The 13,637-nt window shown below is 53.7% G+C and carries 14 protein-coding genes; 6 read left to right on the top strand and 8 right to left on the bottom strand.

The features are described from left to right. Window positions 1–7: 7 nt before the first annotated feature. From BMF08_RS10120 to BMF08_RS10105, 4 genes are all read right to left on the bottom strand, one after another. Window positions 8–1,225 (bottom strand): diguanylate phosphodiesterase, encoded by a 1,218-nt coding sequence (locus tag BMF08_RS10120; protein ID WP_072567473.1) that lies wholly within the window; start codon window positions 1,223–1,225, stop codon window positions 8–10. Between the two features lie 48 nt (window positions 1,226–1,273). Next, a complete protein-coding gene (locus BMF08_RS10115; RefSeq protein ID WP_234007221.1) occupies window positions 1,274–2,599 on the bottom strand; it encodes a sensor domain-containing diguanylate cyclase in 1,326 nt (441 codons plus the stop codon). Between the two features lie 424 nt (window positions 2,600–3,023). Further along, window positions 3,024–3,347, bottom strand: coding sequence for an AzlD domain-containing protein (locus BMF08_RS10110; protein WP_072567471.1), 324 nt, complete (start codon window positions 3,345–3,347; stop codon window positions 3,024–3,026). Between the two features lies 1 nt (window position 3,348). Beyond that, complete coding sequence (locus tag BMF08_RS10105) at window positions 3,349–4,083, bottom strand: AzlC family ABC transporter permease (protein WP_072567470.1); 735 nt, start codon at window positions 4,081–4,083, stop codon at window positions 3,349–3,351. 326 nt (window positions 4,084–4,409) lie between these two features. Between BMF08_RS10105 and BMF08_RS10100 the strand changes: the two genes are divergently transcribed. Then, the gene (locus tag BMF08_RS10100) at window positions 4,410–4,886 is read left to right on the top strand and encodes a YciE/YciF ferroxidase family protein (protein WP_072567469.1); all 477 of its coding nucleotides are present in this window, start codon (window positions 4,410–4,412) and stop codon (window positions 4,884–4,886) included. 62 nt (window positions 4,887–4,948) lie between these two features. Here BMF08_RS10100 and BMF08_RS10095 read toward each other — a convergent pair whose 3' ends face one another. Both BMF08_RS10095 and BMF08_RS10090 read right to left on the bottom strand, forming a co-directional pair. Further along, complete coding sequence (locus BMF08_RS10095) at window positions 4,949–5,221, bottom strand: hypothetical protein (protein WP_072567468.1); 273 nt, start codon at window positions 5,219–5,221, stop codon at window positions 4,949–4,951. Between the two features lie 164 nt (window positions 5,222–5,385). Continuing rightward, window positions 5,386–6,021 (bottom strand): TetR/AcrR family transcriptional regulator, encoded by a 636-nt coding sequence (locus tag BMF08_RS10090; protein ID WP_072567467.1) that lies wholly within the window; start codon window positions 6,019–6,021, stop codon window positions 5,386–5,388. A 246-nt stretch (window positions 6,022–6,267) separates the two neighbouring features. Between BMF08_RS10090 and bhsA the strand changes: the two genes are divergently transcribed. Genes bhsA through BMF08_RS10075 form a run of 3 tightly spaced genes read left to right on the top strand, consistent with a single transcriptional unit; the run spans window position 6,268 to window position 7,023 of the window. Further along, a complete protein-coding gene (gene bhsA, locus BMF08_RS10085) occupies window positions 6,268–6,525 on the top strand; it encodes a multiple stress resistance protein BhsA (RefSeq protein WP_072567466.1) in 258 nt (85 codons plus the stop codon). Between the two features lie 39 nt (window positions 6,526–6,564). After that, the gene (locus BMF08_RS10080) at window positions 6,565–6,753 is read left to right on the top strand and encodes a hypothetical protein (RefSeq protein ID WP_072567465.1); all 189 of its coding nucleotides are present in this window, start codon (window positions 6,565–6,567) and stop codon (window positions 6,751–6,753) included. A gap of 60 nt (window positions 6,754–6,813) precedes the next feature. Next, window positions 6,814–7,023, top strand: coding sequence for a YdgH/BhsA/McbA-like domain containing protein (locus tag BMF08_RS10075; protein ID WP_072567464.1), 210 nt, complete (start codon window positions 6,814–6,816; stop codon window positions 7,021–7,023). 74 nt (window positions 7,024–7,097) lie between these two features. Here the strand turns inward: BMF08_RS10075 and BMF08_RS10070 are convergent, their stop codons facing one another. Further along, window positions 7,098–7,703 carry an ATP-dependent Clp protease proteolytic subunit gene (locus BMF08_RS10070; protein ID WP_072567463.1) on the bottom strand — a complete coding sequence of 202 codons (606 nt, stop codon included), beginning with the start codon at window positions 7,701–7,703 and terminating at the stop codon, window positions 7,098–7,100. A 141-nt stretch (window positions 7,704–7,844) separates the two neighbouring features. On the opposite strand from BMF08_RS10070, the gene BMF08_RS10065 reads away from it, so the two are divergent. Both BMF08_RS10065 and BMF08_RS10060 read left to right on the top strand, forming a co-directional pair. Continuing rightward, window positions 7,845–8,645, top strand: coding sequence for a GNAT family N-acetyltransferase (locus BMF08_RS10065; RefSeq protein WP_072567462.1), 801 nt, complete (start codon window positions 7,845–7,847; stop codon window positions 8,643–8,645). A 58-nt stretch (window positions 8,646–8,703) separates the two neighbouring features. Next, window positions 8,704–9,276 carry a DUF1349 domain-containing protein gene (locus BMF08_RS10060; protein WP_072567461.1) on the top strand — a complete coding sequence of 191 codons (573 nt, stop codon included), beginning with the start codon at window positions 8,704–8,706 and terminating at the stop codon, window positions 9,274–9,276. 37 nt (window positions 9,277–9,313) lie between these two features. Here BMF08_RS10060 and BMF08_RS10055 read toward each other — a convergent pair whose 3' ends face one another. After that, window positions 9,314–13,363 (bottom strand): autotransporter outer membrane beta-barrel domain-containing protein, encoded by a 4,050-nt coding sequence (locus BMF08_RS10055; RefSeq protein WP_072567460.1) that lies wholly within the window; start codon window positions 13,361–13,363, stop codon window positions 9,314–9,316. Window positions 13,364–13,637: the final 274 nt, after the last annotated feature.

Here is a 13,637-nt window from a genome sequence, read left to right as displayed (position 1 = left end):
AGCGGCGTCAGTTTTTGATTTTTACCGGCCAGCGGATTGGCGGTACACGGTTGAGACCCGGACGCGCAAATAAATATCCCTGGAAATGTTTAATGCCTGCGGCCTCCAGCCAGCACCACTCTTCAACCTTTTCGACGCCCTCCGCCACCACGTCGATCTCCAGCTCGGCACAGCATTTTATGATGGCATTGAGGATCGCCTGCTGCGGGCCGTGCAGGTGAATATCGGTAATAATGCTGCGATCGATTTTCAGCTCGCCGGGCTGGAATTTGGTTAATAATGACAGCCCCGCAAAGCCCGCACCGAAATCGTCGATTGCAAGGCCAATCCCCGCCGAGCGCAGTTGCATAATGGCAAAGGCGAAGGCGTCGTAGCCGGAAATCACTTCATCTTCCGTCACCTCGACGATCACCTGTTCCGGCACCAGGCCGTTGCGGGTAATTTGATCGAGCAGGATATTTACCGCGTCAGGGATTTTGACCAGCGACATCGGCAACAGGTTAATGGAAAGTTTATTGCTGCCAATGCCGATTTTTTTCGCAAGCGCAAAAGCATACTCCTTGGACAGCAAATCAGCCTCGTGAATTTTCCCCGGCGGTATGGAGGCAAAATAATCATGAGGCGAACCGCCGGTGGGACTGCGGATCAGCGCTTCAAAGGAGCTAATTTGCCCGCGCAGCGGCTCGACAATCGGCTGGATGGCAAACTGGCAGGGCTGATCGGCAAACAGCATCGCCTGCGGTTGCGTGAAGGTCAAATTTTCCGCAACAAATTCCCAGTTAGCGGGCTCTGACAGCCGTGGATTGATATCGCGCCAGCGCCCGCGCATAAAGGACTTAATAAACTTGTACACCCGGGCATCGCTGGCGAGTCTGAAATTCAGCGCCCCGGCGCTGATCACCGAGCGCAGGATGGCGCGCGGATTGCCGGTGCGTAAATCATACAGCGCCATGCCGTTAGTCTGGAAATGGCGTTTTGGCGCATAGTCGCGCATCAGTTCGACCACGGAGTCGTGGCGTGGATCGGCGTTAATGCTTTCGTACAGCTGGTTAACCTTCTCCAGCGGGCCTTCCAGCACCTGCAAAAAATGGCTACCGTCAAACAGCAGGATGCCAGAGATACCCATAGCGGCGTTACGGGTCCGGGAGACGCATACCAGTTCGCCCAGCTTTGAAGGGTCAAAGCTGCTTGTCAGGCGACTCCGGTAAATCAGGGTAGAAATCATGCTCCAGATCCTAAAAAACGGTTAACAACATCAGTATAACGTGCAGGGCTAATGGCCTTCCGGCTCCCGGGAAATAACCACCCGGTTTCTGCCCTGATTTTTCGCGGCATACAGCGCGTTATCCGCGCGGCGAATTAAGCCACTGGCAATAATAGGCAGCGGTTTGTCCTGCGGCAGCGTTTTGCTGCCATTGAGCGTGGCGACGCCGATGCTGATAGTTAAAAAACCGGTCGGGCTTGCGGCATTCGGGATCCGCAGCGCCTCAATACTTTCACGCAGCCCCTCGGCAATGGCCTGCGCTTCCTCGCGATCGGTGCAGGGTAAAATGACCAGAAACTCTTCGCCGCCGTAACGGCTGACGTTATCATCGGGCCGGTGACGCACGGCGGTCAGCGCGTTAGCGACATCCCGCAGGCAGGCATCCCCTGCCTGGTGGCCCTGACTGTCGTTAAAGCGTTTGAAATAATCAATATCCGCCAGACAAACCGACAGAAAATAGCCCTTTTCACAGGCGCGGATAATTTCACGGTTCAGGCACTCGTCCATAAAGCGACGGTTAAACAGCCCGGTGAGATAGTCATGCTGGGCGTGCTGCTGTAATACCTGATTGGCATCCGCCAGTTTTTGTTCGGCCTGATACCGTTCGGTCACATCCACCCAGGTGACGGACAGCCCGACAACGTTACCCGCCGCATCATGTACCGGCACCGGATGCAATGAGAAGGTACGCCCTTCCCAGTGGGTTTCGCGCCCGGCGAGCTCAGCGCCGCTATCCGCCAGCGTAAAATCCCGCTCGAAGTGCTGCCAGCAGGCCGGCATCAGCTCAACAACAGGTTTGCCGTTTATTTCATTGCTGGTGCGGTTTAACAGCCGCGCCATGGCTTTGTTGGACATCACCATCTGCCCGTTGCGGTCGATCATGCACAGCGCCACCGGCGTGGTATCGTAGATGGTTTCCAGTTGCAGGACGCGTTCGCCCAGGGTGGAGATATTGCGATCCACACCCCGATAGCCACGCAGTTCGCCCTTCTCGTCGAACAGCGGAATGCCGCTGGTTTCCAGCACGATCACTTCCCCGTCCGCCCGCTTATTGCGGTTAACCAGCCCGGAAAAGGGGATCTGCTGCTGCACAATAGCCAGAAACGCACCGGCCACCCGCTCGGCCTCACCCGGCGGCATAAAATCAAAGGGCGTACAACCAATCACTTCGTCCGGTGTGTATCCCAGCAGACTGGTGACCACCTCCGACGACCAGGTATAACGTCCCTGCGCATCCACTTCCCAAATCCAGTCGGAATTATGATTAAGCAGATCGTTCAGGTGTTTCAGGTCTACATCCCTGGGATTAAAGGTTTTTTTATCATCAGTCATCATTTTTACTGGCGTTGCTCCCGAAAGCGAACAGCGATCATTAACACAGGCACAGCCTCTGACTGAGGGTAATGAGAATAATCATTCAGGCCTCGCGAATTGCATGTAGATTATTGTTTCTATTACATCCAGAAACCAACAGCGGTTAAGCATATTTCATTTTTACGTGCTGGCGGATGCGTAGTTATCTCATTTAGGCAAATTCGCACTACCTGAATTGGGGATGTGACATGCTCGGAATATTTATATCATCGAAATTAAAACGGTTAAATAGGGCTATTCACTTTTAATTATTGTGGCTTTTACATTACAAAACGCGCTTAGCGCAAATTTCATTTATTATGGCGCGATCTGGCCGCCGTCCATGGCGCAGGAGAGGTTATCCCCTGCGCCAGAAAAGCTGTGACTAAAAGTAACAGGTAAAAAATTATAGCCAGCTCATTAATTGCAGCACGGAAAAAGCGACCATACCGCTAATCACGGTGGCGAATAAGCTGCGGGTAAGCGCGCCGACCAGGGTTGCGACAATCGCCGCCAGCAGCGATACGCTGAGCCCGGAGGCGGTCATCGCTGGTTTCTGGAGCAGCTCAGTCACCACGATGGCAGTCATAATTCCGGAGGGAATAAAAGCCAGCCATTGTTGCAGCGTGAAGGATAAACGCATACGGGATAATAACAATAACGGCATGACGCGCATGGCAGCAGTAACAATCGACACCAGCGCAATTGCCAGAATAATATTTCTGTCCATGTTATTTGCCCCTTTTTTCCATTTTGATCAACACCAGTGTGGCCAGAGTAGCTGCCGCTGAAGCGGCAAAAATAACAACCAGGCTGGTGTTCGACCATGAGTGAAATAACAGGGTTATGACCATCGCGGTGACGATAGTCAGCGTTTCCAGACGTTGTCGTTTACTGGCAAACCAGGTCATCAGGATCAGCCCGATAAACATCGATACCAGGCTAAAGCTCAGGCCTTCCATCAGTGCGGCAGGCAGCGACGACGCCAGCCAGGCTCCCAGTACGCAGGAGATGATCCAGTTAATCCAGGCCGTGAGGTTCAGGCCAAGCATCCATTTAAAGGGAATTTCACCTGCTTCACTACCATACTGTACGGCCACGCCAAAGGTTTCATCGGTCAACAGCAGGCCGCTGACAATTTTCTGATACGTGGTGCTGTGCTGGAAAAAGAGGCTGACAGAGGAACTCATCAACAGATAACGCAGGTTGACGAGCAGCACGCTCAGCACGATGGAGGCGGTTTCTGCCCCGGCGGCCCATAAGGAGTAAAAAAGGAAATGCGCGGACCCCGCGTAAAGACACCCTGCCAGCAGCGTGATTTGCACAACAGAAAAGCCGGATAACGTCCCTATCGCGCCTGCCGCGATACCGATACTCCAGTAACCGGGGAGCGTAGGGAAACAGGCCTGGACACCTGCCCGGAACAGCGACGGCTGCCCGGTACGGGTGTGGATATTCGAAAGCATCGTTCTTTCCTCAACGACTTCATTACAACGTATGTTGAAGTGTATCGTTTTCCGTACTGGATTAAAGGAAAATTCTTACTTGCCAACTTATCATGCCGCTGTTCTGGTATTTCCCGGCCCGGCAATTAATAAAGAAGTATTACTTTCACATAGTTTATACAGGTGACGTAATTATCCCCCGCCTGATTTTCACCAGGAATCATCCCATAATCTAAATTTTTATTTTCATTGCAAATTTTGAGGATCGTCTAAACTGAAATCTGACCATCGCGTAATCCCGCATAATTTGCGGATTGTTTCTCCAATGATTATTTAAGGAATACAAAATGACCATTAAGACTTTAGAAGATTTATTCATTCACGATTTATCAGACGTTTACAGCGCTGAGAAGCAAATTACGCGTGCCCTGCCGAAAATGGCTCGCGCAGCCACCGATGAGAAACTGGTCGCCGCGTTTAAACAACACCTTGAAGAGACGCAAGGTCAGATTGAGCGTCTTGATCAACTGGTGGAAGCAACTGAGGGTGTACGCATTAAGCGAATGAAATGCCATGCGTTAGAAGGTCTGGTCGAGGAAGCCCAGGAAATCATCGATTCTGTGGAAGCGGGCCCGGTACGTGACGCTGGTTTGATTGGCGCTGCGCAAAAGGTCGAGCACTATGAGATCGCCACTTACGGTACGCTTCGCGCACTGGCGGTGAAACTGGGTTATAAAGAAGCTGCCCGTTTACTGGGTGAAACCCTGGAAGAAGAAAAAGCCACAGATGAGAAACTGACGATCCTTGCTGAACAGCAGGCGTAATTTCATCTGCTGCTTTTAAGCAGTAAAAAGAAAGGCCGATCGTCCGATCGGCCTATCTGAGATTATATTTGTTCCGTTTGTTCGCCGCTGCCGAAAATGCCACCCGTATAAACAGGTTCATTGCTTAATACAATGCTCGTCAGCGAGTTTCCAAAGGCGTCATAAGGCCCACCCAGTACACCAATCTCGTCATTGTTGTCGATTTCAAAGCCCTCAACAAAGCGCCAGAAACCCATTGTCTGCGTACCGGTGTCAAGGTTTTCTACTTCTTCATTCGTATAGAATGCGAGCTGCACGATACCTTTGTACCGGATCCGGTAAAAACCATTGTTCACATTTTCACCCTCAAAGGTATGAATAGAGATTATAGATGGTTTATACCAGACCGCCTTAAAATTGTGCTTTTTTAGCAGAATTATCTGAAAATTTTTTATTATCGTATCCGGTCACATTTCCGGCCATATCGCCATTTATCAGTAAAACCAATCATTTTAATGACTTAAGACGAAACTAACGTCGGCCACAACGCCAGCGTCGTATCGATAATTTGCATCAGATCTTCAGGCGACGCCCCTTCACGGGCGCTGACCGACATCCCCTGGATCAGGCAGCTTATAAAAGCGGTCAATGCTGACAAATCGGTGTGGGCGGGCAGTTCACCCTTTTCCTGCCGTTGCGTTAAAAACGCCAGCAGCATCTTTTCTTCCTGCGCATGACGGGTACGCACAGCACAGGCGATTTGCTCTGAAGATGCCGATACCGTGGCGGAAGTATTGATCAGAAAACAACCTGCCGGGGTATCTGTGCTGGTAAAGCAACGGGCCAGCGCGGTGAGATAGTCACGCACGGCCTGCTCCACGGGTTTCTCATCGCAGAACAACTGCGCTTTGTGCCTGGCGGCAAAGGTACTGACATAGCGGTCCAGTACCGCCCGGAACAGTCCCTCTTTATTAGTAAATTCTGCATATAACGTCGGCGCCTTCGCGCCTGTCGCCTCTACCAGATCGGCAAGCGAGGTCGCTTCGTAGCCGTGCTGCCAGAATAATTCCATCGCCCGATCCAGCGTGGCCTCACGGTCAAACACTTTGGGTCGTCCCCTGCCTTTCTTCGTACAACTTGTCATCTGCATGGTCATTCGGCCCCCTGCTTTCAGTGATTTATATAGTAATCATTATAAAAACAAGTCGGCAGCGATGACCAGCAGGTTTTATACAAAAAATTTTTCCATGTATCTAAATGATTTATATGGGTTTAATAATTATATTAACGGTCATTAAAAAATAAGGTTGACGTGTGATGCAGATCACATCTATCATTTGTCTATCGATCGTTAAGTAATTACTTACGACACTCATTACACCGAATACTGAAGGTACTGATTATGAAAAACGTTAAAGCTCTGTTCGCCGTCGCCATCCTGAGTTCACTCTCTTTCGCAAGCGTCGCTGCGGTGCAGGTTGATGCGACTCCCGCCGGTCAGCAGAAAGTGGGGCATATCTCAGCTAACGCGGGCACTAACATCGCATCACTGGAAGCAGAACTGGCACAGAAAGCCGATGAAATGGGCGCGAAGTCTTACCGCATCACTTCTATTACCGGCCCGAATACGCTGCACGGTACTGCGGTAATTTATAAATAAGTCGCCGATAACGACCCTTGATGAAAGAAGGTACAAAAAATGAAAAACATCAGCGTAGTTACTGCTTTTATCCTGGCCGCCACCGTCTCCTTTGGCGCAATGGCAGCCAATAACTCTACACCGCGTCCTGAAGCCGGTTCGAATATCGATAACACCGCGCATCGGAACCACCTGGAATACAGTCACGCTTTCGATCCTGAAAACCTGACCGCAGGCGATCTCCAGTAACTGGCGATCCCTGAACAAAAAGTTAACGCTCTTACCGAATATACTGTTTAAGGAATTATCATGAAAAACGTTAAAACCCTGGCCGCTGTAGCCGCTCTGTCCCTGATGTCTTTCGGCGCTTTCGCACAATCCGTTACCGCTTCTGCCTCCACGCTGGACGCCGCTGAAGCGCAGATTGCCGCAAAAGCAGAGAAAGCTGGCGCATCCTATAAAATTACTGAAGCTAACGTCAGTAATAACGTGCACATGACCGCTGAACTGACAAAATAAGTCAGCGAGCCTGTCCTGGCGCCGCCAGACAAAAAAGCTCCCGAGGGAGCTTTTTTTATGCGCGCAATACAGGCTTAGTCGAGGTTTAAATCGTCATAGTGCTGAATTAATTTACCGACGACGCCGTAATCCAGCGCCTGCTCCGGTGACATCCAGTAGTTACGGTCTGAATCTTTTTTCACTTTTTCCAGCGGCTGCCCGGTCGCGTCGGCAATCAGCTTGTTAACCCTTTCCTGCATGCGAATAATTTCACGCGCTTCAATTTCAATATCCGTTGCCTGACCACGCACGCCGCCTAACGGCTGATGGATCATAAAACGGGTATTTGGCAGAGAATAGCGGTGCTCTTTTTTCGCTGCCAGGTAAATGGTGATCCCGGCGCTGGCGACCCAGCCGGTACCAATGACATGCACTTCCGGACGAATGAATTTGATAAAGTCGTGGATGGTATCGCCCGCTTCAACATGACCGCCCTGGCTGTTGATATAAAGCTTAATCGGATCATTGTTGATGCTTTGCAACAGGATCAGCTGCGTCACTACTTTTTCGGCCAGCGTCTGGTTGATCTCACCGGAAATAATGATCGAGCGGGAGGCGAGCATTTTTTGCTGCAACAGGCCGGAACCCTGGGTTTCTTCTTTTGACGTATCTTCAGGATCGTTTTTCATCGTGTGGTGCATTGTCATATCCTCTGGCAAAAGCGCGCAACATGCGCAATGTTATCTGCAAACTGAGTGTAGCTGCCTTTTGCCGTCAACCCAACAGTAACCGTCGGCGTTACCCTGTAGAATAAGTGACTCATTTGTTCATGGAGAGATGCGATGCCTTTTACCGCCGTACCCGCTTACGCGCTCAGCATCACTGAGCTGACGGATATTCTCGGGCGCTGTTTTCAGGATTATTTTGTTCCTTTTACGCTAACGCCAGAGCACTTTGCCGCCCGCTTTATTGCCGAGGGGCTGAGCTTTGCAGATTCCTGCGTCTGGTTTGCGGATAACGAGCCTGTGGCGATCGCGCTTATTACGCGGCGGGGCAACCGCGCGCGGCTGGCGGCCTTTGCGATCCAGCCTGGCTGGCGCGGTAAAGGGCTGACCAAACCGATGCTGAGCGTGTTATTTGCCGGGCTAACAGAGGTCACCTCTCTGTCGCTTGAGGTGATCCGCGAGAACAGGCCTGCCATTGCGCTGTATCAATCGCTGGGATTTTGCGTCGCGCGCGAACTGTGCGGCTATCAGGGCAAGCTTGTCGAACCCAGGACTGAACTGGCAGACGACTCGCTGGATGGCCTGCTGTGCGCGATTTATCGCGGCCCGGCTGAAAATACGCCCTGGCAGCTCGATCCGCTCTGCTTCCCGTCGCTGCCGTGTCGGGTGGTGAAAGATGGCGAGCACGCCTGGGGGGTGATCGCCACGCTGACAGCCACGCCGCAGCTGCGCTATCTTTTCGTGGATCCCGCGCACCGCCGTCAGGGCCTTGCCCGCCAGCTATTGCAAAAAATCAACGCGCAATATCCTGGGATTGGAACGCCCGTCGCCGTTCCGTCCGCTTTTTCTTCATTGTTTGAAGGGGCGGGCTTTAAGGAAATGGTGATTGCCCAGTATGAAATGGTGCGTACGCCATAGGCTGTTTTGTATGAAAGATTCTACACTGAGACTTCATCCTGACGACGCTGGAGGCTGCATGTCAGTAAATTTTAACTGGATCAATGAACCCGCACAGTGGCATTACGAAAACGGTAAATTACAGGTTATTACCGACGAAAAGACAGACTTCTGGCAAAAAACCTGGTATGGCTTTGAGCGCTTTTCCGGGCATATTTTCGCAACAGAGGTCGCCGATGACTTTACCTTCCAGGTAAAGGTATGCGCCGATTTCAACACGCTGTACGACCAGGCGGGGATCATGCTGATGATCGACGAGCACTACTGGTTAAAAGCCGGCATTGAGTATAACGATGGCGCGCCGGCTATCGGCAGCGTGCTGACGCGGGAGAATTCAGACTGGGCGACGGGGATTTTTCCGGGCGATCCGCGCATTTTCTGGCTGCGGCTAACGCGTAAAGGCGACAGTCTGCGGCTACAGTATTCCACCGATGGCCAGCACTGGCCGCTGCTGCGTTTAGGCTGGTTTCCGCGTGGCCCGGCGAAAGTGGGCGTGATGTGCTGTACGCCTGAACGGCGCGGGCTGGCGGTGGAGTTTCCGGAGATAACGCTTACGCCGCCGCTCGATAAAGCCCTGCATGATTTAAGCTAAAAAAATCGCGGGCCTGACGCCCGCGATCCTCATGTTATCAGAAGGAAAGTTTATAGGTTGCGCCTATCGTCTGACCGGTGCTGTGTTCAGACGCCGTGATGTTGTAGCCAACACCGAAGGCCATGTTGCCTTTGTGCAGCTTCACGCCCAGTTGTCCGTTGAACGCGGTGTTGTCGACCACATCGGCGGCAATCACGTCAGAAGCCTGGATCCCAGGTGCGGAGACTCTGCTCTGCGTGCGCGTGTCGCCTGCGACAGCAATCACTCCGACATCAGCCCGGGCGCGCAGATCCCAGCCCGCATCCAGCGCGAAGGCTTTAGTAAACTTCACACCCGCCGGGAACTGCCAGATATCCTGACGCGTTTGATCCGTTATGAACAGGCTGTCGCGACGGCTGCCGTTAGTATCGAACCCGCGGGTGGTCAGTTGGTTGAAGCGAGCGCCCGCGTGCGGGACAATCTCCACCAGCGGCGTGTTAATCCGATATTCACCAGTGATGCCGACGGTGAACAAATGCGAATCCACCGAGCCCTTCACTTTGCCATCCAGATTTGTCCATGCCGGAATACGCTGTTCAAGGTCGTTACGGTTTTCGCTGTAGCCGATGTCCGCAGTGACGTTCGCGCCCTGACTCGCCCAGTTCTGATACAGCGCGACGCCCCAGAAGCTGAAGTCATTACTGGTGGCGTTGAAGTCACCGGTGGAGTCGGTTTCACCGTTACCGGCATGAACCGCGCCGCCGCTGCGCATCGCCCCCAGCGCGCTGTCATAAGCCATATCGCTGCCCACTATCAGGCCGGTGAAGTCGGTGTCATAGCCGTAGGTCATGCGCGAGGCGTGCAAATCGCGGTTGCGCTGGTTGCCATACAGCGCCTGCACCCAGACGCTGGCATCCTTATCCGCTTGCAGCCCGTTACCGGTGACCGACAGCCTGTCCTGAATCGCCCCGGCAGCGGCCATCCCGGTCGCCAGCGTGCTGCTCTGCACCCCGCCCGCAATAGCCAGTTGCGCCACGCTGTTGAGGGTTTTGATCACCTCGCTGTTGTGCACTTTGGGATCTTCAATGGCGGTCGACAGCAGGCGAATACTGGCGTGCGGACTGGCCAGCGAGTTCGACCCGCTGCTGATCATGCTGTTGAGCGCATTACCGATCGCCACGCCCGGCAGGACCACCTGCGACGCTTTGGCGGAGGTGGTGACCGTTACCGCGCCGTTATTTTCCTGTGTGGTGGCGTCAAGCAGCTTGTTCACCACCAGGTTCGCCCCCTGCCAGCCCTGCCCTTCCCGCTGGATGTCACTGAAACCGTTCGCAATGGTATAGGTTTTATTGGCTCTGGCGTCGGCGATATAAAGCGCGGCCGAGTCTGCCACTTTTAACGTGCCGTCAGTGGCGTTCAGCGCCCCGTGCCCTGCGGCGGCGGAAGCGTTCACCATCAGCAGCGAATGTTCGCCAAATTCAGCGTGGTTCACCGTGGCGTCACGGGAAGCCGATGCGCTGGTCAGCGAGCCATCAATACGCAGACCGCCCGTTCCTGCCGCCAGCGTTTGCGGTGCGCCAATCGCCAGTGCCGCGGTAATACTCTCTTTGCCCCAGCGAAGCCCGCTGTCGGCGAAGTGTTGCAGCGCAGCTGCGCTGGACGTGTCCCCCAGCACCAGCAGGGCATTCTGCCCGGTGGTCAGGCGACCATTCACCTCGCGACCGGCCATCACCACCTGCGAGGCGTCTTTCAGGGTTGCGCCGCTCTTCCACGCCGGGTCGATAAACATCCGCGCGCCCTGCAGATCCGCATCGCCGATCACCAGCGATCCCGCGGCGGTGAGATTGCCGACTGTGATCATGGCGTCCTGCCCTGCGATCAGATGCTCCGCATTAAGCGCCCCCTGAACGTTCAGTTGCGCCTCATCCTGCAACGCCAGGTCGGCGTCAAAAATAGCGTTCTGATAGATATTCACCGTACCGCTGCTGACAATGGCCGCTTCGCTGTTGCCGGAGGTCACGCTGTGGTGTCCGGCGACCACGTTCATCTGGCTGTCGCTGCCCACGCTGATATTGCCATGCAGCGTGCCGCTGGTGTTACCGGTGGCCCTGGCGCCGAGGTTCAGCGCGCCGTTGCTGACGTTGATATTCACATTTGCCTCAGGCGCCCCGGCGACGCCAATCAGCGCGCCGCCCATCGCCCCGGTCAGCGTCAGCGACTGGCCGCCGGTGATTTCAACCTCTGCATCCTGCGTGCCTTCCAGCACCAGCTGCGCGGCGCCGAAACTGTTTTCCACGCCGATGGCATCCTCCGGCAGCGGCGCGCCGGACGCGCCTATCACCAGATGGTTTTTATCCGCCGTGACCTGCACCTCTGAAAGTACCGCCCCGGCAACCGCGGCGTCGGCGATAGTGACGGTGCCCACGGCCGTATCGCCGTTGACCAGTTGTCCGGTCATCACCAGCGCGCCATTGGTGTGGCCTTCCAGCAGCTGGTTTATCGACTTCACGTAGCCGAGCTGATAGGTGCTGTCGGTTAACACCAGGGTGCTGTCATTAATGCGGATGCGCGATCCGGTAGCGTTAAATCCGCCAGTGGTATCAGTGCTGGCGTCCTGATTAAAAAGCTGTGCTGACCGGGTTTGCAGCAGGCTCTTGTTAGTCAGCTCAAGCGAGGCGCCATCGCGCAGGGAGAGCGTATCCGCCATAATCTGCGCCGCACTGAACGTCAGTTTTCCCAGGCTCAGATCGACGGGGGCGGTCACTTTGCCGCCGTTCACCTGCAACGCCTGGCCGACGTTACCGTCGGTAAAGCCGCCCTGTATCGCGGTCTGGCCGATAATATTCAGCTTACTGATATTGCTGAATTTACTGCCATCCAGACGGGTCATCGAGCGGGCCAGCGTCAGGGCGCTGTTGACGCTGCCGTAGAGGTGACCGTCGATAACGGCATTGTCGAGCAGCACGTTCGCGCTCTGCACAGTGTCACCCGCGAGGATCACATCGCCGGTGATATGCGCATTATTACTGAGTTTTACATCAATACCGCTGGCGTTGCCGAGCGTCATATTGCCGTTAAGCTGAGCGTTTTGCAGATCAACCTGCACACGATCGCTGCTGGTCAGCGCGATATTGCCATTAATTGTGCTGGACGCCGCCGCCAGACGGGTGGAGGTGCCGCCGTTCACGATAATCGCATCGCCATTGGCATTAGTGGTTTTCGTCACGGTACTGCCGTTCAGCGTCAGGGTATTTAAACCGGTTTTCGGGTTGGTGACCGAAATGCTGCCGTTAAGCTGGCTGTTTTCCAGCGCAATGTCGTTCTGGATTTCCGTGGTGGCGAAGCTGGTAATGTGCAGCGCTTTATCCGTTGGCACCACCGCGCCGGCGGTATCAATACGGCTATTTTTCAACGCGATGGTATTGTTATTGCGGCTACCGGAGATCACCACGCCGCCCTTATTCAACTGGCTCTCTTCGATATTTATTTCATGAATACCGCCACCGCCGGTTAACACTCTGCCGTTCAGCACGCTGCCGTTAACAATATCGATTTTTTGATTACCGTTATCGGTGGTACTGAGGTAGAGCGCCGATCCTCTGGCATAGTTTTTACTGGCAGGGGTTTTGCCGTTCTTATCGTAGTCCACGTCCGCCTGCGCGCCGTTCACGGTGGAGCGATCGACTTTTATCTGTAAATGCGTGGTGCCGCCGCCAGCCTCCAGCCAGTCCACGGACGCGTTATTCGCCAGCGTAATACTGGCGGTGCCTTTTTTACTGGCGTTAATATAAGCGTTATCTAATTTCGCGCCATCAACCAACAGGTTTTGAATGTCATTATCGCCACGTGACGAGGTACCGCTGGCGAAATAGATGCTTTTCGCGGCCGCATCGCCGTTAATGGCGGCATCCTGGGTTGGGCTGGTAAAATACCAGGCTGTCGGTTTTGGATTAAGGCTGGTAGTGACCTGCAACTCCTTAAGCCCGCAGGTTCCGGCGCTAAAAGGGACACAGGTATTTGCAGCGCTGAGGTGAGGAACGATAAGACTGCCACCTAATACCAGCCCTACACTTCTGGCAATGCGGGTGATGCGGAAATTCTTCTCCATACCATACTCCTTAAGTATTCAGCCTTATTTAAGGTAATGCGCCGCGATTTGTTTACGGCGTTCCCGTTACCGACAGCGGGCCTGTACTTTAATTAATGAGTTCACATTTTGTTACGACTCCAAACATATCAGAGGAAAGTTCGCGATCCATTCAGACAGTTGCTGCCCTAATACGATTTATCTTAAAGAAAAATATAGCCATCTGTTTTTTATACAGTTATTAAGCACCATCGTAATAAAAATAATGTCGCCGCACGATATGCTTCTTTTTTGG

Origin of the sequence: Enterobacter sp. SA187, assembly GCF_001888805.2 — a bacterium.
GTDB lineage: Bacteria > Pseudomonadota > Gammaproteobacteria > Enterobacterales > Enterobacteriaceae > Enterobacter_D.
The sequence above is the reverse complement of the archived record's forward strand: the minus strand, read 5'-3'. Positions and strand labels throughout refer to the sequence as shown.

Bases quoted from the DNA above. Each gene is read 5' to 3' on its own strand.
- bhsA (WP_072567466.1), top strand. From the start codon at position 6,268: ATGAAAAACGTTAAAGCTCTGTTCGCCGTCGCCATCCTGAGTTCACTC.
- BMF08_RS10080 (WP_072567465.1), top strand. From the start codon at position 6,565: ATGAAAAACATCAGCGTAGTTACTGCTTTTATCCTGGCCGCCACCGTC.
- BMF08_RS10090 (WP_072567467.1), bottom strand. From the start codon at position 6,021: ATGACCATGCAGATGACAAGTTGTACGAAGAAAGGCAGGGGACGACCC.
- BMF08_RS10115 (WP_234007221.1), bottom strand. From the start codon at position 2,599: ATGATGACTGATGATAAAAAAACCTTTAATCCCAGGGATGTAGACCTG.
- BMF08_RS10060 (WP_072567461.1), top strand. From the start codon at position 8,704: ATGTCAGTAAATTTTAACTGGATCAATGAACCCGCACAGTGGCATTAC.
- BMF08_RS10065 (WP_072567462.1), top strand. From the start codon at position 7,845: ATGCCTTTTACCGCCGTACCCGCTTACGCGCTCAGCATCACTGAGCTG.
- BMF08_RS10075 (WP_072567464.1), top strand. From the start codon at position 6,814: ATGAAAAACGTTAAAACCCTGGCCGCTGTAGCCGCTCTGTCCCTGATG.
- BMF08_RS10105 (WP_072567470.1), bottom strand. From the start codon at position 4,083: ATGCTTTCGAATATCCACACCCGTACCGGGCAGCCGTCGCTGTTCCGG.
- BMF08_RS10120 (WP_072567473.1), bottom strand. From the start codon at position 1,225: ATGATTTCTACCCTGATTTACCGGAGTCGCCTGACAAGCAGCTTTGAC.
- BMF08_RS10100 (WP_072567469.1), top strand. From the start codon at position 4,410: ATGACCATTAAGACTTTAGAAGATTTATTCATTCACGATTTATCAGAC.
- BMF08_RS10110 (WP_072567471.1), bottom strand. From the start codon at position 3,347: ATGGACAGAAATATTATTCTGGCAATTGCGCTGGTGTCGATTGTTACT.
- BMF08_RS10055 (WP_072567460.1), bottom strand. From the start codon at position 13,363: ATGGAGAAGAATTTCCGCATCACCCGCATTGCCAGAAGTGTAGGGCTG.
- BMF08_RS10070 (WP_072567463.1), bottom strand. From the start codon at position 7,703: ATGCACCACACGATGAAAAACGATCCTGAAGATACGTCAAAAGAAGAA.